A 24,158-nucleotide genomic window follows, 5' to 3' on the forward strand; every position below is an offset into this window, starting at 1 on the left:
CCATGGCAAATGTGCAAAGCGGCAAAATGATCGTCGGCCTGGATATCGGCACCTCCAAGGTGGTGGCGCTGGTGGGCGAAGTCGCGGCCGATGGCTCGCTGGAAATCGTCGGTATCGGTACCCATCCGTCCCGCGGCCTGAAGAAGGGCGTGGTGGTGAACATCGAGTCCACCGTGCAGTCGATCCAGCGGGCAGTGGAAGAAGCGCAACTGATGGCGGGCTGCCGCATCCACTCGGCGTTCGTCGGCGTGGCGGGCAATCACATCCGCAGCCTGAACTCCCACGGTATTGTGGCGATCCGCGACCGCGAGGTCAGCTCGGCGGACCTGGAACGAGTCCTGGACGCGGCCCAGGCGGTAGCGATCCCGGCGGACCAGCGGGTCCTGCACACCCTGCCGCAGGACTACGTGATCGATAACCAGGAAGGCGTGCGCGAGCCCCTGGGCATGTCCGGCGTGCGCCTGGAAGCCAAGGTCCACGTGGTGACCTGCGCGGTCAACGCGGCGCAGAACATCGAGAAGTGCGTACGTCGCTGTGGCCTGGAAATCGACGACATCATCCTCGAGCAGTTGGCCTCTGCCTATGCGGTGCTCACCGACGACGAGAAGGAACTGGGCGTGTGCCTGGTGGATATCGGTGGCGGTACCACCGACATGGCGATCTTCACCGAAGGCGCGATTCGCCACACCGCGGTGATCCCGATCGCCGGCGACCAGGTGACCAACGACATCGCCATGGCCCTGCGGACTCCGACCCAGTACGCCGAAGAGATCAAGATCCGCTACGCCTGCGCCCTGGCCAAGCTGGCCGGTGCCGGCGAAACCATCAAGGTGCCGAGCGTCGGCGACCGTCCGCCGCGCGAGCTGTCGCGCCAGGCCCTGGCCGAGGTGGTCGAGCCGCGCTACGACGAGCTGTTCACCCTGATCCAGGCCGAGCTGCGCCGCAGCGGCTACGAAGACCTGATCCCGGCGGGCATCGTGCTCACCGGCGGCACCTCGAAGATGGAAGGCGCGGTGGAGCTGGCCGAGGAAATTTTCCACATGCCGGTCCGCCTGGGCGTGCCCCACAGTGTCAAGGGCCTGACCGACGTCGTGCGCAACCCGATCTATTCCACCGGTGTCGGCCTATTGCAGTACGGATTGCAGAAGCAGTCCGACGGCATCCAGTTCTCCGGCATCGGCAACCGCGACAGCTACAGCAGCGACGAGCCCAAGGCCGCCTTGCTCGATCGCATCAAGAGCTGGGTCCAGGGCAACTTCTGATACGCGGCTACAAGAACAGGTTTCAAGCGGTACGCAGTAAAGCAGCAGGCAACAAAGCAGTAGGCAGTAGGCGAAAAATTAGAGAATGAAAGGAGAGGGAAAATGTTCGAACTCGTAGACAACATCCCGCAAAGTCCGGTAATCAAGGTTATCGGCGTAGGCGGTGGCGGCGGCAACGCGGTCAATCACATGGTCAAGAGCAACATCGAAGGCGTCGAGTTCATCTGCGCCAACACCGATGCTCAGGCGCTGAAGAACATCGGCGCGCGGACCATCCTGCAACTGGGTACCGGTGTGACCAAGGGCCTGGGCGCGGGTGCCAATCCGGAAGTCGGTCGTCAGGCCGCCCTGGAAGACCGCGAACGTATCGCCGAAGTTCTGGCGGGCACCAACATGGTGTTCATCACCACTGGCATGGGCGGCGGTACCGGTACCGGTGCGGCGCCGATCATCGCCGAAGTGGCCAAGGAAATGGGCATCCTCACCGTTGCGGTGGTGACTCGTCCGTTCCCGTTCGAAGGCCGCAAGCGCATGCAGATCGCCGATGAAGGCATCCGCGCACTGAGCGAAAGCGTCGACTCGTTGATCACCATCCCCAACGAGAAGCTGCTGACCATCCTGGGCAAGGACGCCAGCCTGCTGTCCGCCTTCGCCAAGGCCGACGACGTGCTGGCCGGTGCCGTTCGCGGTATCTCCGACATCATCAAGCGTCCGGGCATGATCAACGTCGACTTCGCCGACGTTCGTACCGTGATGAGCGAAATGGGCATGGCGATGATGGGTACCGGCTGCGCCAGCGGTCCTAACCGTGCACGCGAAGCCACCGAGGCGGCGATCCGCAACCCGCTGCTCGAGGACGTCAACCTGGAAGGCGCTCGCGGCATCCTGGTGAATATCACCGCCGGTCCCGACTTGTCCCTGGGCGAGTACTCCGACGTGGGTAGCATCATCGAGGCCTTCGCTTCCGAGCACGCCATGGTCAAGGTCGGTACCGTTATCGATCCGGACATGCGTGACGAGTTGCACGTGACCGTAGTGGCCACCGGCCTGGGCGCGAAGATCGAGAAGCCTGTGAAGGTCATCGACAACACCGTTCAGACCTCCATGTCGTCCGCGCAGTCGCAAGCGCCAGCCCCTGCTCGCCAGGAGCTGCCGTCGGTGAACTACCGCGACCTGGATCGTCCGACCGTCATGCGTAATCAGGCGCAATCGAACGCGGCGACCGCAGCGAAGTTGAATCCGCAAGATGATCTGGACTATCTGGACATCCCGGCATTCCTGCGTCGTCAGGCCGATTGATGGAATGCATCAGGGGTATTAGGGTGATTGGTGTTCAGCAAAGGCGTGGTCTGCTATTATCGCCAGCCTTTGTTGATACCAGTTCGCAATTTGCGCTGAAGCGGCCCAAGCCATGATTAAACAACGCACCCTGAAGAATATTATCCGTGCCACAGGTGTAGGCCTGCATTCCGGGGAGAAGGTATACCTGACCCTCAAGCCTGCGCCCGTCGACACCGGCATTGTGTTTTGTCGTGCCGACCTGGACCCTGTGGTGCAGATTCCTGCTCGCGCGGAAAACGTTGGCGAAACCACCATGTCGACCACTCTGGTCAATGGTGACGTCAAAGTGGACACGGTGGAGCACTTGCTCTCGGCCATGGCTGGCCTGGGCATCGATAACGCCTACGTCGAGCTCTCCGCGTCCGAAGTCCCGATCATGGACGGTAGCGCCGGACCCTTCGTATTCCTGATTCAATCTGCTGGCCTCGAAGAACAGGACGCAGCTAAAAAGTTCATCCGCATCCTTCGTGAAGTGACAGTGGAAGACGGCGACAAGCGCGCCACCTTCGTGCCTTTCGATGGTTTTAAAGTGAGCTTCGAGATCGATTTCGATCACCCGGTTTTCCGTGACCGCACCCAGAGTGCAAGTGTGGACTTCTCCAGTACTTCGTTCGTAAAAGAAGTCAGTCGCGCCCGTACCTTTGGTTTCATGAGTGACATCGAGTACCTGCGCAAGCACAACCTCGCACTCGGCGGCAGCGTGGAAAACGCCATTGTGGTCGATTCGGATGGCGTGCTGAATGAAGACGGTCTTCGTTACGAAGACGAATTCGTCAAGCACAAGATCCTGGATGCAATTGGTGACCTCTACCTGCTGGGCAACAGCCTGATAGGTGAGTTCAAAGGCTTCAAGTCGGGCCACGCCCTGAACAACCAGCTCCTGCGCAAGTTGATTGAGCAGAAGGATGCTTGGGAAGTGGTGACCTTCGAAGATGCCAGCACTGCACCGATCTCTTACATGCGTCCAGTCGCGGCCGTGTAAGTAATACTCTCTTTCCTTTTGTTTTGAAGGCCATCCCCCCGGATGGCCTTTTTTTATGCCCGCGATATTTCAGGCGCTGCGCCTGGAGTGGCCCTGGGACATATTGGAGACCACGCGGTTGCGGCCGCTGGACTTGGCCTGGTACAGGGCCTTGTCGGCGTTGCCTATCCAGTCTTCCTGATGGGTGTCGGCATCGCCTGACCAGGTATTGATGCCGATGCTCACAGTCAAGGGCACGGCGTGCTCGGCCACGGCCGGCAGCGCCTCGATGCTGGAACGGATCTTCTCGGCCATGAGCGACGCCCCGGCGCTATCGGTCCCGGGCAGGACCACCGTGAATTCCTCGCCGCCATAACGTGCCGCCAGATCCGTCGGGCGGCCCATGCAGGCGGCGATGTTCTGGGCCACCAGGCGCAAGGCGTCATCCCCCAGCGGGTGGCCGAAATGATCGTTGAAGGACTTGAAGTGATCGACATCGATCATCAGCAGCGACAATGGCTGGAGCGAGCGCTGAGCCCGGGCCCATTCGTTTTTCAGGGCCAGGTCCAGGCAGCGGCGATTGGCCAGGCCAGTGAGGGGATCGATGGTGGCCAGGCGCAACAGCTCCTGTTCGGCGCGGTGGCGCCCCCGCAGTTCGCGACACAGCAGGCAGGTCAGCCATAGCAGGGCAATGCACAGCACTCCCGTGGCACCGCTGACCAGCAGCGCGGTACGGCGCCAGGAGCTGAAGACCTCATCGATGGACAGCGCGACAATCACGATCAGCGGCAGGTCGCCCACTTGGGAAAAGGTATACAGCCGGTGTGTCTGATCCACGCTGGACACCCCGCTGAAGCTGCCATTGCCTTCGTGCAGGATGCGTACGAAGTTGGGACGATTGCTGAAACTCTTGCCGATCAGGTCGTCGGCCAGGGGCGGTTGCTGGGCGAGCAGAAAGCCATCGCGGCTGATCAGGTTGATCGTGCCGTTGCGGCCGATGTCCAGATTCTTGAACAGCTCATTGAAGTAGCTCAGGCGCATGGCCGCTTCGGCTACACCGATGAACTCGCCATTCTCGTTGCTCAGTCGACGACTGAAGCTGATCCGCCAGTCATGCTCGACGGTGCGGGCGCGGAACGGAGGGCTGATCTTCATCCCCAGGTCCGGATTGTCGATATGCGGACGAAAGTACTCGCGATCGGCGAAATTGCCTTTGCGAGGCACGACCGAAGCCGAGTCGGCAAGCACATCGCCGTGCTTGTCCAGCAACAGGATATCGCCCTTGTACGGCGCGGCGGTGGCCCGGTCGAAGAGCGCCAGATGACGAATGGGCGCCGAAACGTTCTTCAGATCATTGCGTTGCGCTGCACTGATCAGCCCCTCGAGGGACAGGTCGTAGAGTTCGACGTTGCGCAATACGTCGGCGTCGATCAGTTGCACGATATTGTTGGCGGCACGGGTGGCGGCCTGTTCGGCAGCACCGTGTTCACGGATCAAAAGGGAGGTGACGATACCGAGAATGGCCACAACGGTCAGTGAACTGATCAGGATCAGCAGACGTTCAGGATTTGACGCGATTTTCCCTGTGCGGGGTGTCGCACTGCTCACGCTCATGATTTTGACTTCTGCTACGTCGACGGATTTAAGTCTAGTGTGGACGTGGGCTAAAGAAATCGGTCACGTCTGCGCGCTATATAAATCCCGACTGAATAAAAGGCCAGCAAAACCTCCTGGCCTTCTATTTATAGCGTCTTAGAACACATTGATCGGGTAGTCGACGATCACGCGGTATTCGTCGGTGTCGTTATCCACGGCGCCGTAGCCATTGCCGCCCCGGTTGGTTGCCCATTGCAGGCGCACCGCCAAGTCCTTGGCCTTGCCACCTTGCACCACATACTTGAGATCCAGGTCACGTTCCCAGTGCTTGGCATTCTTGCCATCGGCGCTGTACCAGTTGGCATAACCACGGCTGTCCGGGTTGACCTTGGTCAGGTCCAGCTCGCCGCGCGAATAGGACAGCGCCGAGGTCAGGCCGGGCAGGCCGATGCCGGCGAAGTCATAGGCGTACTTGAGCTTCCACGAGCGCTCGTTGGGGCCGTTGAAGTCCGAGTACTGCTGAGAGTTGTCCAGGTAGATGCTGTCACCCTGGGTAATGTAGTCGAACGGTGTATTGCCGTTGACCCGCTGGTAGGCGGCGGTGACGCTGTGGCTGCCTACGCCGACGGTGAAGTGCAGGCTGTAGGTGTTGTTGTCGATGTTGCCCAGCAGCGCCTTGCCGGTGTCCTGGGTGTGGTAGTAGTGCAGGCCCGGGTTGAGGCTGACCAGGTCGTTGACCGCGTAGGTGTAGTCCAGGTCGTAGTAGTACTGGTTCCAGATGTCCTTGAGCTCGGAAGCATAGAGGCTGCTGGTCAGCCCCGGCACGCCGCTCCAGGCCACCCCGGCCCAGTTCAGGTGGCGGCTTTCATCATTGCTGGGCAAGGTGCCGTAGGCGGTGCCGATGCGCTTGTGACCGCTCTGGTTGTAGAGCTTGGTGAAGCTGGCCTGGCCGCCTTCGATCAACCAGCCGTCGAAGCTGTGGTTGGTCAGGCTCACGCCACGGAAGGTCTGCGGCAGCATGCGGCTCATGCCACCGGCGATCACCGGGTTGTTGAGGAACAGGTCACCGGCTTTCAGTTCGGTGTCGAAGGCGCGCATCTTCAGGGCCGCGCCAGCGGTGGAGAAGGAGCCCGGGGCCTTGCCGCCGTCCTTGCCGCTACGGCTGATCGGCAGGATGCTCGAGCCATCGGTGCCGCCACCGCCATCGAGCTTGAGGCCGAGCATGGCATTGGCATCCACGCCGAAACCGACGGTGCCTTCTGTATAACCGGACTGGAAAACCCCAAGGAAGCCTTGGCCCCACTCGATATTGTCATCGTTGTGCTGCTGGCGGTTACGGTGCATGTAGTAGTTGCGAGCGTTGAGCTTGAGGCTCGAGCCGGCGACGAAACCTTCGGTCGCGCTGTCCTCGGCGGCTTGTCCAAGGCTTGGGATAGTTGCAGCGATTGCAATGAATAGCGGGCTGACCTTCAGTGAAGTCCTAAACAACGTATTGCTCCTTTGGTGGGTGAAGATGATTTTTTATTTTGAATTCGGTGCGTTCTTGTTCTGTAGATGACGAACGTGCCGCGGGTTTCTCCACGACAAAAAAAAGCCGCTGGATTCAGCGGCTTTAAGACAACTTACTCCGGTGTAGAGCGCAGAGAAGTTATCGAGGGAAACGAGTCGGTGGCTTGGATCAACTGTCCTTTCGGGCATCAGGCTTGCTGTGCTCGGCAGTGATCTTCTGGGCTTGCTGACTGTTCTGCTGCTGGGCCGCCTGGGCGATCTGTGCTTGTTCGAACGCGGCGGCGCGTGCGGCATTGCGTGCGATGAAAGCCTGGGATTCTTCGGCCATGGCGGCTGGCGCCACGAACAGGGAAGACAAGACGAACGCGCTGGCAATACCCATGCTGTTGGACATTTCTGAAGACCTTCTTGCAGTGCAAGTTCAATTCGGTACGACAAAAATATAACCACGATGAGGCTGGAAAAAGAGCCGAACAGGATAAGGACTGTTACCAAAAAAACAACAGTCAAGAGCGCGATGGTTGCAGGATTTTACTGCCTCTTGTCCCAGGTCAGGGGTCGTGGTGGTTTCAGCGGGGCAGGTAGAGACCGAAGGTATTGATGCCCTGGACGCTGTGCACGAAGACGTCGCCGCCATGCATAAGGGCGATGGCCTTGACGATGGCCAGGCCCAATCCATGGTTGGCGCCACTGTTGCTGCGCGAGGCATCCACTCGATAGAAACGCTCGAACAAGCGTGGCAGGTGCTCGCTGGCGATACCCTGTCCCGGGTTGCTGACGGCGATCGCCACTTGCCGTTCCTGAACCTCGATCCGGACCCGGATCACTTCGCCGGCGGCGGTGTGCTGCACGGCGTTGCTCAGCAGGTTGATCAGCGCCCGGCGCAGGTGGGCGATCTCGATGCGGACCTGGGCGTCGCCTTCCACCTCGACCCTGACCTGGGCGTCTTCGAGGATGAAGTCCAGGTAGTCCAGGGTGGTTGCCACCTCGGTGGCCAGGGAAGCGCTGGTGAGCTTGGTGGCCTTGCTGCCCTGGTCGGCGCTGGCCAGGAACAGCATGTCGTTGACGATCGAGCGCAAGCGCTCCAGTTCTTCGAGGTTGGATTGCAGCACTTCGAAGTAGTGTTCCGCCGAGCGTCCCCGGGTCAGGGCCACCTGGGTCTGGCCGATCAGGTTGGTCAATGGCGAGCGCAGCTCATGGGCCACATCGGCGTTGAACGACTCCAGGCGCGAGTAGGCCACCTCGACCCGCTCCAGGGTGGAGTTGAACGAGTTGACGAACTGGCTCAGTTCCGGCGGCAGCGGTGACAGCTGCAAGCGCCCGCAGAGCCGTGGCGGCGCCAGGCGCTGGGCCTCCTGGGACAGCTTGATCAGTGGCTTGAGGCCGATCCGCGCCACCCAGTAGCCCAGGGCCGAGGCCAGCAGCACGCCGACGATGGCCAGGCCGATCAGGGCCATCAACAGGTGGTGCTGGGTCTGGTGGAAGGTATCGGTATCGATGGCGATCAAAAAGCGCAGGGGCGGGCGCTGTTCCTTGGCAGGCAGTTGGCTGACCAGCACCCGCAACGGATAGGGATGTTCCTCCAGGGTCAGGTCGCGCATGCCCAGCGGGCCTTGGGCGAAGGCGCGGATCCGTGCATCGGGGTTGCCGTATTCATAGCCCGGGTCGCCACTGATGGCCCAGAAGCGGATGCGCTTGTCTTCCTCGCTGAGCAGCTTGAGCTTGGCGTTGATCTTGGCCCAGTGCTCCGGGTTCCCGTAGCGCGTCAGGGCCGACTCCAGCACGCTGTAGCGCGCATCCAGCTCGGCTTCCGGCAGCAGGCCCAGGCCCTTGTCCACCTGTTGATAGAGCGCCCCGCCGATCAGCAGGAAGATCAGCAGCGCCACCAGGGTGAACAGCCCGCTCAGGCGCAGGGCGATGGAATTACTCGGCACTGCGGTTCTCCAGCACATAGCCCATGCCGCGGATGGTATGCAGCAGCTTGTGTTCGAAAGGCCCGTCGAGCTTGGCCCGCAAGCGCTTGATCGCCACCTCCACGACGTTGGCGTCGCTGTCGAAATTGATATCCCAGACCATCTCGGCAATCGCGGTCTTGGACAGGATCTCGCCCTGGCGCCGGGCCAGCACGCTGAGCAGCGAGAACTCCTTGGCGGTCAGGTCCAGGCGGGTGCCGGCGCGGCTGGCCTTTCGGCTGATGAGGTCGATCCACAGGTCGGCGATGCCGATCTGCACCGGTTCGTGGCCGCCGCTGCGTCGGGTCAGGGCCTGCAGCCGGGCCACCAGTTCGAGGAAGGAGAACGGCTTGCCCAGGTAGTCGTCGGCGCCATCGCGCAGGCCCCTGATCCGGTCTTCCACCCTTTCGCGGGCGGTGAGCATGATCACCGGGGTCTGCTTGCGCGCGCGCAGGGCCCGCAGCACGCCGAAGCCATCCAGGCCCGGCAGCATCACGTCGAGCACTATCACTGCGTAGTCGCTTTCCAGCGCCAGGTGCAGGCCCTCGATGCCATCGCGGGCCAGGTCCACGGTGTAGCCTTGCTCGGTCAACCCGCGATGCAGGTAGTCCGCGGTTTTTTCTTCGTCTTCGATGATCAGGACGCGCATGACCCGCCTCAGGTATTGGTTGCTGGCGCCAGGGCCGGTCGTGGCCGGTGGAACAGCCGCTCGAGCCACAAGTATATGACCGGGGTAGTGAACAGCGTCAGCGCCTGGCTCACCAGCAGGCCGCCGACCACGGCGATGCCCAGGGGCTGGCGCAACTCCGCGCCGGTGCCGTAGCCGAGCATCAGTGGCAGGGCGCCGAGCAGGGCGGCCAGGGTGGTCATGATGATCGGCCGGAAGCGCGTGACGCAGGCCTGGTGGATCGCCTCATGCGCAGGCAAGCCGCCATGGCGCTGGGCTTCCAGGGCGAAGTCGATCATCAGGATGCCGTTCTTCTTGACGATGCCGATCAGCAGCACCAGGCCGATCAGCGCCATGATCGAGAAGTCCTGGCCACACAGCCAGAGCATCAGCAGGGCGCCCAGGCCCGCCGAGGGCAGGGTGGAGATGATGGTCAAAGGATGCACGAAGCTCTCGTACAACACCCCGAGGATGATGTAGACCGCCACCAGCGCCGCCAGGATCAGGTACGGCTGGCTGGCCAGGGAGCTCTGGAACGCCTGGGCCGCACCCTGGAAGTTGCCGCTGATGGCTGCCGGCATGCCGATCTCGCGCTTGGCCTGGTCGAGCAGGATCACCGCATCGCCCAAGGCCACGCCGGGAGCAAGGTTGAACGACAGGTTGGCCGCCGGGAACATGCCGTCGTGGGCGATCGACAGCGGGCCCACGGTGGGCGCATCGAAGCGCGCCAGGGCGGAAAGCGGGACCATCTGCCCGGTCAGGGGCGAGCGCAGGTAGAAGTAGTCGAGGCTCTCGGCCTTGCCGCGTTGTTGGGTATCGAGCTCCAGGATCACGTTGTACTGGTTGACCTGGGTCTGGAACTCATTGATCTGGCGCTGGCCGAAGGCGTCGTACAACGCCTCGTCGACATCGCTGGCGGTCAGGCCGAAGCGAGCGGCGGCGACCCGGTCGATATCGATGTGGGTAATGCTGCCGCCCAGTTGCAGGTCGTTGGAGATATCGCGGAACGCCGGGTTGCCGCGCAGTTTCTCGGTCAGGCGCTGGGTCCAGGTGGCCAGGGTCGCACCGTCGTTGCTCTTGAGCACGTACTGGTATTGGGCACGGCTGGGGCCCGAGCTGAGGTTGATGTCCTGGCCGGCCCGCAGGTAGAGGGTGATGCCCGGCACCTTCATCAATTGCGGGCGGATGCGATCGATGAAGGCGCTGGCGGAGACGTCCCGCTCGCCGCGTTTTTTCAGCGAGATCCAGAAGCGGCCGTTGGCGATGGTCTGGTTGCTGCCGGACACCCCCACCGAATGGGAGAACGCCTGCACCGCCGGGTCGGCGGCGACGATCTCGGCCAGGGCCTGGTGCTTCTTCACCATGTCCGGATAGGAGATATCCGCCGCGGCCTCGGTGGTGCCGAGGACGAAACCGGTGTCCTGCACCGGGAAGAAGCCCTTGGGAATCAGGATGTAGCCGGCGATGGCCATGCCCAGGGTCAGGGCGAAGATGCCCAGCATCAGCTTCTGGTGCGCCAGGGCCCGGCGCAGGCCGCGCTCGTACAGGGCCAGCAGGCGCTCGCCGAAACCCGGCTTGCCATGGGGCTGATGCACCGGGGCCCGCATGAACAGCGCGGCCAGGGTCGGCGCCAGGGTCAGCGAGACCACCACCGAGATCATGATGGTCGAGGTGGCGGTCAGGGCGAACTCCTTGAACAGCCGGCCTACCACGCCGCCCATGAACAGCAGCGGAATGAACGCCGCCACCAGGGAGAAGCTGATGGACACCACGGTGAAGCCGATTTCCCCGGCGCCCTTGATGGCCGCTTCGCGCATGCCATCGCCGGCCTCCAGGTGCCGGTGGATGTTCTCCACCACCACGATGGCATCGTCCACCACGAACCCCACGGCGATGACGATGGCCACCAGGGTCAGATTGTTCAGGCTGAAGCCCATCACGTACATCAGCGCGCAACTGGCGGTCAGCGACACCCCCAGCACCGCCGAGACGATCAGGGTCGCCGACCACTGGCGCAGGAACAGCGCCATCACCGCCACCACCAGCAGCACCGCGATCAGCAGGGTGATCTCCACTTCATGCAGCGAAGCGCGGATGGTCTGGGTGCGGTCCACCAGCACCTTGACCTGCACCGAGGCCGGCAGCATCGCCTCCAGGCCCGGCAGGGCGGCCTGGATCCGGTCCACGGTCTCGACGATGTTGGCGCCCGGCTGGCGCGAGATCACCAGGTTGACCCCGGGCTGGTCGCCGGACCAGGCCTGGACATAGGCGTCTTCCGGGCCATCCACCACCCGGGCCACGTCCTGCAGGCGCACTGGCGCGCCGTTCTTGTAGGACACGATCAACTGGCCGTACTCCTCGGGATGGAACAGCTGGTCGTTGGTGGACAGGGTGGAGATGCTCGAGGCGCCGTACAGTGCGCCCTTGGCCAGGTTGAGGCTGGTCTGCTGGATTGCCAGGCGGATGTCGGCCAGGGTCAGGCCGATGGCCGCCAGCTTGTCCGCCGAGGCCTGGACCCGGATGGCCGGGCGCTGCTGGCCGGTGATGTTGATCTGGCCGACCCCGTCGATCTGGCTGAGTTGCCGGGCCAGCAGGGTCTCGGCGTAGTCGCTCAGTTCGGTCCCGGGCATCTGCGTGGAGCTGATGCTGAGTATCAGCACCGGGCTGTCCGCCGGGTTGACCTTCTTCCAGGTAGGTAGCGTGGGCATGTCCTTGGGCAGCTTGCCGGCAGCGGTGTTGATCGCCGCCTGCACTTCCTGGGCGGCGGTGTCGATGCTCTTGTCCAGGGTGAATTGCAAGGTCAGCAGGCTGGTACCCAGGGCGCTGCTGGAGGTCATCTGGGTCATGCCGGGGATGGCGCTGAATTGCACTTCCAGGGGCGTGGCCACCGAGGAGGCCATGGTGTCCGGGCTGGCCCCGGGCAAGGCCGCCGAGACCTGGATGGTGGGGAACTCGGCCTCCGGCAGTGGTGCCACCGGCAGGCGCGGGAAGGCGATCAGCCCCAGCAGCACCAGGGCGAAGGTCAACAGGACGGTGGCCACTGGATGGTCGACGCACCAGGCGGAAATCGAGCCATGGCCTTTCATGGCCTGGACTCCTGGGCCTGGGCCACCTGCGGCGGATCGCCCACCACCTGGACCAGCGCGCCGGGCTTGAGCCGCGACTGGCCGTCGCTGACCAGCACATCGCCGGCCTGGACCCCGGAAATGATATTCAGGTTGCTGTCCTGATACAGCACCTGCACCGGCACCGCTTCCACCTTGTCGCCCTTGAGCCGGTACACGAAGCGCTGGTCCAGGCCGCGCTGGACCACGGTCGGCGGTACGGTCAGCGCGCCCTGGTCCAGGGCGGTCTGGATCTTCACCGTCACCAGTTGCCCGGGCCAGAGGGCCTGGCGAGCATTGGCGAACTCGGCCTTGGCGCGCAGGGTGCCGGTATCGCTGTTGATCTGGTTGTCGATCAGGGTCATGTGGCCGTTGCCCAGCAGCGCCCCGGGGTGGTCGCCGTCGGCCCCCAGGTAGGCCTCGACCGCCGCTGGATCCTGGGCCTGCACCAGGCCTTGCAGGGTGGGCAGCATCTGCTGGGGCAGGGAAAACTCCACGGCGATGGGGTCGATCTGGGTCACCGAGAACAGGCCCTGGCTGTCGGTCATGCGCAGGAAGTTGCCTTCATCCACGGTACGAATACCCACTCGCCCAGTAACTGGAGAGCGGATCTGGGTGTAGGAGAGCTGTACCAGGGCGGCATCGATGGCCGCCTGGTTGCCCTGGACCGTGGCGTTGAGTTGGTTGACCAGGGCCAGTTGCTGGTCGTAGGTCTGCTTGGAAACCCCGTCATCCACCGACAGCAGCTTGTAGCGCTTGAGGTTGACCTGGGCCACCTGGAGCTGCGCCTGGTTCTGCGCCAGTTGGGCCCGGGCCTGGTCCAGGGCGGCACGGATCGCCCGGTCGTCGATGGTGGCCAGCAGGTCGCCGGCCTTGACCAGTTGCCCCTCCTTGACCAGCAACCGGGTGAGGATGCCATCCACCTGGGGCCGGATGACCACGCTGTGCAGCGACAGCACCGTGCCGATGCCGCTGGTATAGCGCGGCAGGTCCTGGCGGAGCACTTCCACCACCCGCACCGGAATCGCCGTGGGGGTGGCCGACCTGGCGCTCGTCGGCCGGTACAGGAGCCACGCCCCAATGGCGACGAGGACCACGAGCAGGGCGGCGGTGACGGCGGTTTTCTTGGCGATGGACATGGAGAGAGGCGCCGGGGGGGCAGTGATGTCGGAAGGATGGCCAGGATCTGTGGACAGTTATATTCCGGCGAGCGGGTCAGCAGCGTGACGGCCAGCTGTCAGCGCTGTCAGAAAAGTCCTCGATGGGCGCTGTCGCCACGCTCAAAGTCCTGGGCCCTGCAGGTATACTGCCGCTCCCCGTGGTCCGTTCCTGGTCCCGGGTGTCCTATCTCCCCGGAGTTTCCATGACATCCCCCGTACAGCCCGATATCAATGCGGTTTCGCACACCGAGCCTGTGGCTGAGTCGGTCGCCAGCGACAGCGACGGCAAGGCCGCGATCCCGGCGTTCAAGTTTCCTTTCAAGCCTGCGCAATTCCTGGCGGCCAAAAACGCGAGCCAGCCCAGCTATCGCAACGGTGCCGGCGACTACCACGCCAAGACCCCCGGTGTAGCGCCTCCGGGCACTCGACGCTCCATGGGCAAACGCTGAGATCGCCGACATTCGCGGATAAAGCAGCCATTTACGCTTTTCAAGCACGATGATGGCTAATTGCTTTAAAACTGAGCTGGATCAGTGTTTGTGCTTTCAGTGCGCTTAGAGTCAGCAGCCCTGCTGACTCCACCCAACAATTACGAGCGCGCTATCCATGAAGATCAACCTTCCGGTTACTGGGCGAAACGTGGACTTTGCCCCTGATGCGAACATCCTCTCGACCACCGATCTGACCAGCGCGATCACCTACGCCAACCCTGATTTCATCAATATCAGTGGTTACAGCCGTGAGGAATTGTTGGGCTCTCCCCATAACCTGTTGCGTCATCCGGACATGCCGAAGGCGGCGTTCGCCCATATGTGGGGGACCCTCAAGCGCGGCCGTTCGTGGATGGGCATGGTGAAGAACCGCTGCAAGAATGGCGATCACTATTGGGTCAGCGCCTACGTCACCCCCGTGACCCGCGACGGCCAGGCGGTGGAATACCAATCGGTGCGGACCAAGCCCAGCCCGCAACAGGTGCAGGCCGCCGAGCGAGCCTATGGCCGCCTGAACGACCCGGGGCCGTCCTGGTGGAACCTGCTGCCGGTAATGAGCCTGCGCTTGCGCCTCTGGGCCTGGATCAGCGCCAGTTTCATCGGCACCTTCGGCATCTCGGTGTGGCTGTTGCCCCAGTCATGGATGTACCAGGGCGCGGCGGTGGCCCTGGGATGCTGCCTGGGTTCGTTGGGTGTCGGCTGGCAGTTGCGGCCACTGGGGCGCCTGAACCAACGGGCCCGGCAGATCGGCGACAACCCTTTGAGCCAGGGCATCTATACCGGGCGGATGGACGAGTTCGGGCGTATCGAGTTCGCCCTGCAGATGCTCGAGGCCCAGGTCGGCGCGGTGGTGGGGCGTATCGGCGACGCTTCCCAGCGCCTGGCCGGGCATGCGTCCGAGCTGGTGGAACACTTGCATTGCAGCCACAACAGCACCCTGGAGCAGCAGGCGGAAACCGATCAGGTAGCGGCGGCCATCAACCAGATGGCGGCCAGCGTGGCCGAGGTGGCCACCCATGCCCAGCAGGCTTCGGTGGCGGCCGACCAGGCGGAGAGCGAAACCCGCGAGGGCCACCTGTTGGTGGGGGAAAGCCGCAGCGCGGTGCTGCGCCTGGCCAACGAGCTGGAGCGAGCCACTGAAGTCATCCATCAGTTGGAAAGCCACAGCATCGACATTTCCGGGGTGCTGGAGGTGATCCGCAGCATCGCCGAGCAGACCAACCTGCTGGCCCTGAATGCAGCGATCGAGGCGGCGCGCGCCGGGGAGCAGGGCCGCGGTTTCGCCGTGGTGGCCGACGAGGTGCGCGGGTTGGCCCAGCGGACCCAGGATTCCACCAATGAGATCCAGCGCATGATCAGCACCCTGCAAAACGGTGCGCGCAATGCCGTCGAGGCCATGCAGCACAGCAGCCAGCATGTGGAAAGCAGCGTCGACCAGGCCCAGCGTGCGGCGGTGGCCCTGGACGGCATCAGCCAGCGGGTCAACCAGATCACCGAGATGAGCTTGCAGATCGCCGCGGCAGTGGAAGAGCAGAGCGCGGTGAGCGAGGACATCAACCGCAATATCATCGGCATTCGCAATGCCTGCGAGGCGACCGTCCATGCCGGCCAGCTCAGCCATGTGAACTCCGGCGACGTGGCCGGCCTGGCAGGGGATCTGCGCCAACTGGCCCTGGAGTTCTGGCACAAGCGCGCCTGAGCCGCGTCTCGCTGCCGCCAGGCGCGGGACTCAGGCGGCCCGCAGCGGGATGAAGGCGTAGTCCAGGGGCGTATCGCTTACCACCTGGGCGCCACTGGCCGCGACCTCGGCGGCGACTTGTTCGTTGGACAGGTGGAAGCGCCAGGCTTGTTCCGGCGCTGTGAGCGGGTTGGCCTGGAGCTGGTCGATGGCCTGGGCCAGGGTGCCCATGTCCGGCAGGTAGGCGGTAAAGCCGTCACCCTTGAGCGCCGTGGTGCGGATGCCCAGTCGGGCGCAGATGGCTTGCTTGGCCTGGATGTCATCCCGGTCGGCCTGGCGCGAGCGCTGGACCAGTTCGGCCAGTTGCTCATCCACCAATTGTCCGCCGAGGATCAATTGCGGGCCCTGTTCCCAGGATTCCGGCGGGCACTCCTTGGCCGTGGGAACCAGAGGAATGTGCGGATTGATCTCCATGGGGTAGATGCGGCACACCAACGGCCGGCGCTCATAGATGCGGCACAGCTGGTCTTCGTCAAGATTCCGGCAGGGGCCGACGTTATAGGCGGCGAAGGTGATCGCCACATAGGCATCGGTACTGCCGCTGGGCACCCGGCAGGAACGGCGCTGGGCATGTTCGCGTTGCTGTGTCGGCAAACCCAGGCCATTGCCGAGAAAGGCCTCCACCAGCACGATCACCTGGCCGCCATCGGCCGCCCAGGCCCGGGCTTCGGCGAGAGTCAGGGGTACATGGTGGTCGTGGCAGCACTTGCCACAGCCTACGCAGGAAAACCGAGTGTTCATGGCATGAGCAACCAAAGCGGATCGAAAGGGCGCGTCGTCTTTCTGTTGTTCGACGCTGCGAATGGCCCTGGCGAAGCAAGTTATGCGCCAGTCAACGGCTCTTGAGCGCTGGGCCAATGCTGTCCCACTCGCTGACCACCGCCTTGCGGCTTGGCCGGTGGTACAGGCACAGCTCGATGCCGTTGCGGCCCTGCATGTGCTTCTGTGGATACTGGCCCTGGAGCAACAGGGCGCTATAGCCGACCCGGTCGTCGAACTGGGTGGCGGGGCCCAGCGGTTTGGCGTCTTTCAGGCCGCTGGCCTGGACGCAGGCGCGCTGCATGGCCTGCTCCAGTTCGGCCCAGGCCTGGTCGCTGGAAGCGTGGGCCGGGCCAGAGACGGCGACGAGACAGAGCAGGACCAGGGTCTTGTGGTTCATGGAGCGCGATCTCAAGGCGTGATACCCAGATGGACCCTGGCGACGGCCTGTGGTTCGCTGCTGTCGCAGGCTGCGCTCGGCGACAGGAGGGAAGGGCGAAGGTCTTGCGGGTCTGGTCGCGGCTTCGCAGGCTCAGCAGTGGCTAGAGGCCGTGCGTGTCGGCGCAAGTTTGCCTATGGCTCCAGCTCGCGGCGGACCACTTGCATGCCGGCGCTGTCGTACAGGCGGCGGGCGCGCAGGTTGTCTTCCAGCACCTTGAGGTCGAGCCGCTCTTCCCGGCGTTCGGCGAACGTCACGAACACCTGTTGCAAAAGGGCCCGGCCCAGGCCTCGGCCGCGTGCGTCGGCATGCACCACCAGGTCCTTGAGGTAGGCGCTGGTCCAGCACTGGGCCACGCCTATGACCCGGCCGGCCTCCTGGAGCACCAGGCAGAGTTCAGGATCGTATTCGGCATCGGTCTCGAAAGCCTCGCGCCAGATATCGAGGTCCGGGACGCGGCCGCCGCCGTCCAGGTAACCCAGCTGCATCAAATGATGCACCTCTGGTGCGAGATCCGGGCTGTAGTGGCTCAGGCTGACCCCGGCCGGCCATCGAGGGGCGAGCTGCGGGCCGCTCAGGTCGCGGCGCATCAACAGGCAATAGCGTTCTTCCACGGTTCAGGCTCCGTGGGCGGCGATGGCCTTGGCCGCATCGATCAGGCAGCGAGTCAGCTCCGGCGAGGAGAACTTGGTCAGCACCGCATTGGCCCCGGCCTGGCGCGCCTTCTCGCTGTTCATCGCGCTGTCCAGGGAGGTATGCAGAAGCACATACAGGTGGGCGAAGTCCGGGGTCTCGCGCAGGGTCCGAGTCAGGGCATAGCCGTCCATCTCGGACATTTCGATGTCCGAGACGATCAGGTTGATTTCGTTGGCCGTGCCTTGCAGCTCCAGCAGGCAGTCGATGGCTTCCTTGGCGCTGCGGGCGGTGTGGCATTGCAGGCCGAGGTTGCGCAGGGTGTGCACCGATTGCTGCAGCGCCACCTGGCTGTCGTCCACCACCAGGATGCGCGCGTTGCCCAGGGCATCGGCGTCTTCCATGCTCAATTCGGTGGGGGCCATCTCGATCTGGGCCGGGGCGATGCCATGGATCACCTTCTCGATGTCCAGCACCTGCACCAGGGTCCCGTCCACCTGGGTCACCCCGGTGATGTAGGACTTGATGCCGCCTGAGCCGTAGGGCGGCGGACGGATATCGGTGGTCAGGCAGTGCACGATCTTGCTCACGGCCTGTACGTGCAGGCCCTGCTTGGAGCGGCTGACGTCGGTGACGATCAGGCAGCCGGCGTCCGGATCGGCCAGGGGACGCTCGCCGATGGCCCGGCTGAGATCGATCACCGACAGCGAGTTGCCGCGCAAAGTGGCGATGCCTTTCACATGGGGATGGGATTCAGGCAGCTTGGTCAGGGGCGGGCAGGGAATGATTTCGCTGACCTTGAGCAGGTTGATGGCCATCAGCTTGCCGCTGCGCAAGGTAAACAGCAGAAGCGAAAGCGAATCTGCGCGGGCTTTGTTGGAGGACATAAAAACCTTCTTCTTGAAGAATTGGCGCGTGGATCGAGCCACGGACAACCATGGATAACGGGTTATCGACGTTTTCAGGACGGGCTTTAGCCGGATTGGCCGATCCGGCTCGTCGCAAGCGCCGCCCCGAGTGCGCTCATTTGAGCCCCAGGCGCCTGGCCAGGCGACTCAGGTTGGCCCTGTCCAAGCCTAGCTCACGGGCGGCGGCGGCCCAGTTGTGCTGGTGCCGTTGCAGGCAGGCGTCGATCAACTGGCGCTGGTAGTGCTCGGTGGCCTGGCGCAGGTCCCCGGAAGCCGCCAGTGGCATGGCCGGCGGCGTTGCTTGGGCGGCCACGCCGGGTTTTTCGCCTGCATGGGGCAGGTCCAGGTCCGCGGCGTCGAGGCTGAGGATCTTCGGCCGCTGCCGGTGGTTGCCCAAGGCCTTGAGGGCGCTGCGGCCGATCAGGTGCTCCAGCTCGCGGACGTTGCCCGGCCAGTGGTAGGCCAGCAATGCGGCCTGGGCATCGGCGCTCAGGCGCAGGCTGCCCAGGCCCATGCGCGAACGGTTCTGCTCCAGGAAGTAGCCGCTGAGCAGCAGCACGTCGCGGCCACGGTCGCGCAACGCCGGGACGCGCAGTGGATAAACGCTCAGGCGATGGTAGAAGTCGGCACGATAGCGGCCGTTGCGCACCTCTTGGGCCAGGTCGCGATTGGTCGCGGCGATCAGGCGCACGTCCACCCGATGCTCCTTGTCCGAGCCCAGGCGCTGCAACTGGCCGCTTTGCAGCACGCGCAACAGCTTGGCCTGGACGAGCAACGGCAATTCGCCCACTTCGTCGAGGAACAGGGTGCCGCCGTTGGCCAGCTCGAACTTGCCCTGGCGGTCCTGGGTGGCGCCGGTGAAGGCGCCCCGGACATGGCCGAACAGTTCGCTTTCCACCAGGGTATCCGGCAGGGCCGCGCAGTTGAGGCTGACCAGCGGCTGGTCGGCGCGTAGCGAGGCGGCGTGGATGGCCTGGGCCACCAGTTCCTTGCCGACCCCGGTTTCTCCGGTGATCAGGACCGTCAGGTCGCTGCTGCCCACCAGGGCGATTTCTTCCATCAGGTGCTTGTGGGCCTTGCTCTGGCCGATCATTTCCCGATGCTGGCCGCTGGCCTGGCGATACACCTCGGCGCGCTGGTGCTCGTTCTCCGCTCGCTGGGCCAGGCGTTCGATGCGTTCGGCGGCGCTGACGGTGGCCGCGGCCAGGCTGGCGAAGGCCTGCAGGGCATCCAGCTCGATGGGTTCGAATCGTTGCGGATCCAGCGCGTCGAGGGTCAGCAGGCCCCATGGGCGTTCGTCGACGAACAGTGGGCAGCCCATGCAATCGTGGATCTCCAGGTGTTCGTCGAGCCCTTCCACCAAACCGTCGTAGGGGTCGGGTAGCTGGCTGTCGCTGGCGAAGCGGGTTGGTCCCGGGCTGGCCAGCAACGCGGCGAAACGCGGGTGTTCGCTGACCTTGAAGCGACGGCCCAGGGTGTCGGTGCTCAGGCCATCGACGGCTAGCGGCACCAGCCACTCGCCATCCAGGCGCAACAGCGCGGCGGCGTCGCAAGGCAGGAGCACGCGCAGGGCCTCCAGCAGGCGTCGATAGCGCTCGCCTTCCGGCAATTCCCGGGACAGGTCGGTGACCAGGGGCAGCAGCGTGGTGAGCAGGGCTTTTGCAGTCATAAAGACTCCTTGTAGTCCTTTCGACTATAAATTCATTGGGGTCTTTATGACTACGATGTTTTTAACTTGTTGAATTTAAATGATTTTTATCTTGGCACGAATACTGATTGGACAAGGGAAACCTGCAAGCAGTCATAAGTCCAGGAGTTGTCCCATGCTAAGCGTCCAAGATCGCGCCATCATCAAATCCACCGTGCCCCTGCTGGAAAGCGGTGGTGAGGCCCTGATCACCCACTTCTACCGGATGATGCTCTCGGAGTATCCAGAAGTCCGCCCACTGTTCAACCAGGCCCACCAGGCCAGCGGCGACCAGCCCCGGGCCCTGGCCAATGGCGTGCTGATGTACGCCCGGCACATCGACCAGCTCGACCAGCTGGGAGACCTGGTCGCCAAGATCATCAACAAGCACGTCGCCCTGCAGATCCTGCCGGAGCACTACCCCATCGTCGGCAGTTGCCTGTTGCGGGCCATTGCGCAAGTGCTGGGCAGCGAGATCGCCACCCAGCAGGTCATCGATGCCTGGGCCGCGGCCTACAACCAGCTGGCGAACATCCTGATCGGCGCCGAGGCGGCCATCTACGACGAGAAGGCCCAGGCCCCGGGCGGCTGGCGTGGTGCTCGGGAGTTCAAGTTGGTGCGCAAGGTGCAGGAAAGCGCGGAAATCACTTCCTTGTATTTCGAGCCGGCCGACCAGGGGCCGATCCTCGCCGCCGAACCGGGCCAGTACATCGGCCTGCAACTGTTCATCGATGGCCAGGAAATTCGCCGCAATTACTCGCTGTCGGCCTTGTCCGACCAGGGCCAGTACCGCATCAGCGTCAAGCGCGAGGCCGGTGGCTTGGCCTCCAACTACCTGCATGACCAATGCCCGGTGGGCAGCAGCATCATGCTGTTCCCGCCTGCCGGGGAATTCACCCTGCAGGCCAGCGACAAGCCGCTGGTGCTGATCAGTGGGGGCGTCGGCATTACCCCGACCTTGCCGATGCTGGAGGCAGCGTTGGCTACCGAGCGTCCGGTGCACTTCATTCATTGTGCGCGCAACGGCCAGGTGCATGCCTTCCGCCAGTGGGTCGACGCCCTGGCTGAACGTTATCCACAGCTCAAGCGTTTCTACTGCTATGCCGAGGATGATGGCGTCAGCCCGGCGGCCGACAACCTGGGCCTGTTGACCCAGGACCAGCTGGCGCAGTGGCTGCCCGAGCAGCGGGACCTGGATGCCTACTTCCTCGGGCCCAAGGGTTTCATGGCCGCGATCAAGCGCCACCTGAAGGCCCTGGGCATTCCTGAGCAGCAGAGCCGCTACGAGTTCTTCGGCCCGGCCGCAGCCCTGGAATAACCCTCCCGCCTGCCGGCTCCTGTCCTCCAGGGGCCGCTTGCCGGCGCCCACCATGTGCATTCCAGCCACCATGGGGCGCCGGCAATCTCCAGACCTATTGGCCGACCTTGGAAGGGCGGCTGCCGGGTTAATCCCGACTTAACCTGCCTGTCGTTAATTGCCTGCGATATCGTCCGGGGCGCGATTGCCCGGGCGAGCCGTTCGATTGCGTCGCTCGCCCGGCAGGCCTTGGCTTGCAGTCTGCAAGCCGTGCATTCAAAGGTCATGTTCAGCGTGTAGACTTCCGGGCACTGCGACGGCGAACCGGCCATTTGGCAATTTCACAGCGCGCCGCCGCGATAGAGGCGGGCGGGCCGCTGCAACACACAGAAAAAGGAATAGGGATGAGTGACGACAGACTGCGTTTGGGGCGTGAACGACGCTTCCTGGTACTGCTGGGGGTGATCTGCCTGGCACTGATCGGTGGTGCCTTGTACATGCAGGTGGTGCTGGGCGAGGCGCCTTGTCCGCTGTGCATCCTGCAACGCTACGCCTTGTTGCTGATCGCGCTCTTCGCCTTCATCGGTGCGGCCCTGGGCTCGCGCCGCGGCGTCACCATCATGGAGACCCTGGTGGTCATCTGCGCCATCGCCGGCGCGGGGGTGGCCGGGCACCATGTGTACACCCAGTTCTATCCGGCGGTGAGCTGTGGCATCGATGTACTGCAGCCGATCGTCGACAGCCTGCCGCTGGCGAGCATCTTTCCCCTGGGTTTCCAGGTCGATGGTTTCTGCTCCACGCCGTACCCGCCGATCCTTGGCCTGTCCCTGGCCCAGTGGGCGTTGCTGGCGTTCGTGCTGACAGTGATCCTGGTACCGCTGGGCGTGGTGCGCAATCGCAAGAAAACCTATTGATCGTCTTGCAAAAGCCCCGGTTCCTGTGGAGGAGCCGGGGCTTTTTCATGTCGCGCATGAGGTGCCTGAAAAGTCCGTGATTTGCGGCAAGCCAGGGGGCAACAAAAGTGCGACATGTTGTCACACTGTCGCAGCCGCAGAGAGGCAAGGGAATGGTTTCAAGAGACTGCAATTTCCGCAACTGGTTCAATTCGAGCCTGTCAGTTTGTGTATGCCGGCAATGTCGAGAAAAACCATAGCCTGCTATCTATACAATTCTTCACAGACCCCGTTTTACAAGGGCTGAGCCATACGGATGGCGGCTTGCAGCGACTTTTTCAGGCGCTTGCCGATACTGGCATGAGGGGCTTTTCTGGGGTTTTTGTTGCGAATGAAAATCGATATGATTGCGGTCCTTCGTAACAATCATGTGGGATTGTTGCGGTCAGCGATAAAAATTATTTCGGGATAAGACATGGTTTATAAAACGCGACATATCTACAATCGCCCGCACTGAATTTCCGACGCTGCTCACCCCTGAGCACACGAGGATGGTCGAGGAGTGGATTGAGCGCTCCATGCGACTGCAGGTGTCGGCGCCTTCCTAACTTCCGCACCAAATGGAATTGGTCTGTAACAAGGCCTTTGACCACGAGATCGAATAAGAACCACTGCTAGCCCGGGATGTGTCGTTGAGCGTTTCACCGCAACGGGCAGGCCCTTATTCAATTGAAGAAAAATGCCAACCCTTGGCAGGGTGAAGTGTTGGCGATCAAAACCCAACTGCATTGCGCAAGCTGCTTTAGAGGTCGTGAGATGAGTAAAAACAGGTACCCCAGATTACTAGGCTTATTGCCGCTGCTCAGCATGTTGATGCTGGGGGGCTGCAAATGGACCTTGCTTGATCCCAAGGGTCAGGTCGGTCTGGACGAACGAAACCTGATCATCACTGCAACCATCCTGATGCTGCTGGTGGTGGTGCCGGTCATTCTCATGACCTTCGCTTTCGCCTGGAAGTATCGTGCTTCCAACCAGAACGCGACCTACGCGCCGAAGTGGTCCCACTCCACCAAGATCGAAGTGGCCGTATGGGCCGTGCCGATCATGATCATCCTGGCCCTGGGCTATGTGACCTACAAGTCCACCCACGCCCTGGACCCTTATCGTCCGCTGGAGTCCGACGTCAAGCCGGTGACCATCGAAGTGGTCGCGATGGACTGGAAATGGCTGTTCATCTATCCGGAGCAGGGCATTGCCACGGTCAACAAGATCGTGTTCCCGGCCCATACCCCGGTCAACTTCCGCGTGACCTCCGACACCGTGATGAACTCGTTCTTCATCCCGGGCCTGGGCGGCCAGATCTACGCAATGGCGGGCATGACCACCAAGCTGCACCTGATTGCCAACCAGAACACCGAACTTGAAGGTATCTCCGCCAACTACAGCGGCGCGGGTTTCACCGGCATGAAGTTCAAAGCGATCGCAACCAGCCAGGAAGAGTTCGACGCCTGGGTAAACGAAGCCAAGAAGGCACCTAAACAGCTGGACACAGCTGAATACGCGGCCCTTTCCAAGCCAAGCCAGAACAACCCTGTGGAGCTCTACTCCTCGTACGCGCCAAACCTGTTTCAGACCATCGTCGACAAGTATGAAGGTATGACTCCAGGCAAGCCGCTCAAGCACGAGAAGAAAGAGAAAGAAGTGGCCACTTCGCAGGGAATGGACATGAGCTCGCATTCAGCTGCCGGGGCAGAGGAGTAA

The 24,158-nt window shown here is 63.0% G+C and carries 20 protein-coding genes and 1 pseudogene; 9 read left to right on the forward strand and 12 right to left on the reverse strand.

All coding sequences use genetic code 11. The features are described 5' to 3' along the window. The first annotated feature begins 2 nt into the window (after positions 1–2). The 3 genes from ftsA (at position 3) to lpxC (ending at position 3,585) form a co-directional block, all read left to right on the forward strand. Positions 3–1,262 (forward strand): cell division protein FtsA, encoded by a 1,260-nt coding sequence (ftsA, locus tag CAG11_RS04005; RefSeq protein ID WP_053131918.1) that lies wholly within the window; start codon positions 3–5, stop codon positions 1,260–1,262. 102 nt (positions 1,263–1,364) lie between these two features. Then, a complete protein-coding gene (ftsZ, locus tag CAG11_RS04010; protein ID WP_022640798.1) occupies positions 1,365–2,561 on the forward strand; it encodes a cell division protein FtsZ in 1,197 nt (398 codons plus the stop codon). A 112-nt stretch (positions 2,562–2,673) separates the two neighbouring features. After that, on the forward strand, positions 2,674–3,585 hold the full coding sequence (gene lpxC, locus CAG11_RS04015; protein WP_011063304.1) for a UDP-3-O-acyl-N-acetylglucosamine deacetylase: 912 nt from the start codon (positions 2,674–2,676) through the stop codon (positions 3,583–3,585). 69 nt (positions 3,586–3,654) lie between these two features. Here the strand turns inward: lpxC and CAG11_RS04020 are convergent, their stop codons facing one another. From CAG11_RS04020 to CAG11_RS04050, 7 genes are all read right to left on the reverse strand, one after another. Further along, positions 3,655–5,178, reverse strand: a complete 1,524-nt coding sequence (locus CAG11_RS04020; RefSeq protein ID WP_085594866.1) for a sensor domain-containing diguanylate cyclase — start codon at positions 5,176–5,178, stop codon at positions 3,655–3,657. A 138-nt stretch (positions 5,179–5,316) separates the two neighbouring features. After that, positions 5,317–6,648 carry an OprD family porin gene (locus CAG11_RS04025; protein WP_085594868.1) on the reverse strand — a complete coding sequence of 444 codons (1,332 nt, stop codon included), beginning with the start codon at positions 6,646–6,648 and terminating at the stop codon, positions 5,317–5,319. A gap of 190 nt (positions 6,649–6,838) precedes the next feature. Next, the gene (locus CAG11_RS04030; RefSeq protein ID WP_085594870.1) at positions 6,839–7,063 is read right to left on the reverse strand and encodes a hypothetical protein; all 225 of its coding nucleotides are present in this window, start codon (positions 7,061–7,063) and stop codon (positions 6,839–6,841) included. Positions 7,064–7,238: 175 nt separating this feature from the next. Beyond that, positions 7,239–8,603 carry a heavy metal sensor histidine kinase gene (locus CAG11_RS04035; protein WP_085594872.1) on the reverse strand — a complete coding sequence of 455 codons (1,365 nt, stop codon included), beginning with the start codon at positions 8,601–8,603 and terminating at the stop codon, positions 7,239–7,241. Continuing rightward, positions 8,593–9,270: a heavy metal response regulator transcription factor gene (locus CAG11_RS04040; RefSeq protein ID WP_053131907.1), complete on the reverse strand. Its 678-nt coding sequence runs from the start codon at positions 9,268–9,270 to the stop codon at positions 8,593–8,595. The genes CAG11_RS04035 and CAG11_RS04040 overlap by 11 nt, the downstream gene beginning before the upstream one ends. Positions 9,271–9,278: 8 nt before the next feature. After that, a complete protein-coding gene (locus CAG11_RS04045) occupies positions 9,279–12,374 on the reverse strand; it encodes a multidrug efflux RND transporter permease subunit (RefSeq protein WP_085594874.1) in 3,096 nt (1,031 codons plus the stop codon). After that, entirely contained in the window at positions 12,371–13,531 is a 1,161-nt protein-coding gene (locus CAG11_RS04050; protein ID WP_085594876.1) for an efflux RND transporter periplasmic adaptor subunit, read from the reverse strand. The genes CAG11_RS04045 and CAG11_RS04050 overlap by 4 nt, the downstream gene beginning before the upstream one ends. A gap of 224 nt (positions 13,532–13,755) precedes the next feature. Here CAG11_RS04050 and CAG11_RS04055 point away from each other — a divergent pair, with 224 nt between their 5' ends. The 3 genes and pseudogenes from CAG11_RS04055 to CAG11_RS04060 all read left to right on the forward strand — a co-directional run bounded on the left by CAG11_RS04055 (position 13,756) and on the right by CAG11_RS04060 (position 15,742). Next, positions 13,756–14,001 carry a hypothetical protein gene (locus CAG11_RS04055; protein WP_085594878.1) on the forward strand — a complete coding sequence of 82 codons (246 nt, stop codon included), beginning with the start codon at positions 13,756–13,758 and terminating at the stop codon, positions 13,999–14,001. Between the two features lie 157 nt (positions 14,002–14,158). After that, a pseudogene (locus tag CAG11_RS34420) lies at positions 14,159–14,440 on the forward strand (PAS domain-containing protein); the annotation flags it as partial. Positions 14,441–14,686: 246 nt separating this feature from the next. Continuing rightward, positions 14,687–15,742, forward strand: coding sequence for a methyl-accepting chemotaxis protein (locus CAG11_RS04060; protein ID WP_371263436.1), 1,056 nt, complete (start codon positions 14,687–14,689; stop codon positions 15,740–15,742). 30 nt (positions 15,743–15,772) lie between these two features. On the opposite strand, the gene CAG11_RS04065 is transcribed toward CAG11_RS04060, so the two are convergent. The 5 genes from CAG11_RS04065 to norR all read right to left on the reverse strand — a co-directional run bounded on the left by CAG11_RS04065 (position 15,773) and on the right by norR (position 20,189). Continuing rightward, the gene (locus CAG11_RS04065; protein ID WP_085594882.1) at positions 15,773–16,522 is read right to left on the reverse strand and encodes a YkgJ family cysteine cluster protein; all 750 of its coding nucleotides are present in this window, start codon (positions 16,520–16,522) and stop codon (positions 15,773–15,775) included. A 91-nt stretch (positions 16,523–16,613) separates the two neighbouring features. Further along, entirely contained in the window at positions 16,614–16,940 is a 327-nt protein-coding gene (locus tag CAG11_RS04070; RefSeq protein ID WP_085594884.1) for a hypothetical protein, read from the reverse strand. A 173-nt stretch (positions 16,941–17,113) separates the two neighbouring features. Then, positions 17,114–17,593 carry a GNAT family N-acetyltransferase gene (locus CAG11_RS04075; protein WP_085594886.1) on the reverse strand — a complete coding sequence of 160 codons (480 nt, stop codon included), beginning with the start codon at positions 17,591–17,593 and terminating at the stop codon, positions 17,114–17,116. A gap of 3 nt (positions 17,594–17,596) precedes the next feature. Further along, entirely contained in the window at positions 17,597–18,499 is a 903-nt protein-coding gene (locus tag CAG11_RS04080) for a chemotaxis protein CheV (RefSeq protein WP_022640779.1), read from the reverse strand. Between the two features lie 136 nt (positions 18,500–18,635). Continuing rightward, positions 18,636–20,189 (reverse strand): nitric oxide reductase transcriptional regulator NorR, encoded by a 1,554-nt coding sequence (norR, locus tag CAG11_RS04085; RefSeq protein WP_085594888.1) that lies wholly within the window; start codon positions 20,187–20,189, stop codon positions 18,636–18,638. Positions 20,190–20,343: 154 nt separating this feature from the next. Between norR and hmpA the strand changes: the two genes are divergently transcribed. The 3 genes from hmpA to cyoA all read left to right on the forward strand — a co-directional run bounded on the left by hmpA (position 20,344) and on the right by cyoA (position 24,158). After that, positions 20,344–21,525, forward strand: coding sequence for an NO-inducible flavohemoprotein (hmpA, locus tag CAG11_RS04090; protein ID WP_085594890.1), 1,182 nt, complete (start codon positions 20,344–20,346; stop codon positions 21,523–21,525). Positions 21,526–21,908: 383 nt separating this feature from the next. Continuing rightward, complete coding sequence (locus CAG11_RS04095) at positions 21,909–22,418, forward strand: disulfide bond formation protein B (protein ID WP_085594892.1); 510 nt, start codon at positions 21,909–21,911, stop codon at positions 22,416–22,418. A 795-nt stretch (positions 22,419–23,213) separates the two neighbouring features. Then, complete coding sequence (cyoA, locus tag CAG11_RS04105; RefSeq protein ID WP_031320464.1) at positions 23,214–24,158, forward strand: ubiquinol oxidase subunit II; 945 nt, start codon at positions 23,214–23,216, stop codon at positions 24,156–24,158.

Origin of the sequence: Pseudomonas sp. B6(2017) (genome assembly GCF_002112765.1) — a bacterium.
Taxonomy (GTDB): Bacteria; Pseudomonadota; Gammaproteobacteria; order Pseudomonadales; family Pseudomonadaceae; genus Aquipseudomonas; species Aquipseudomonas piscis.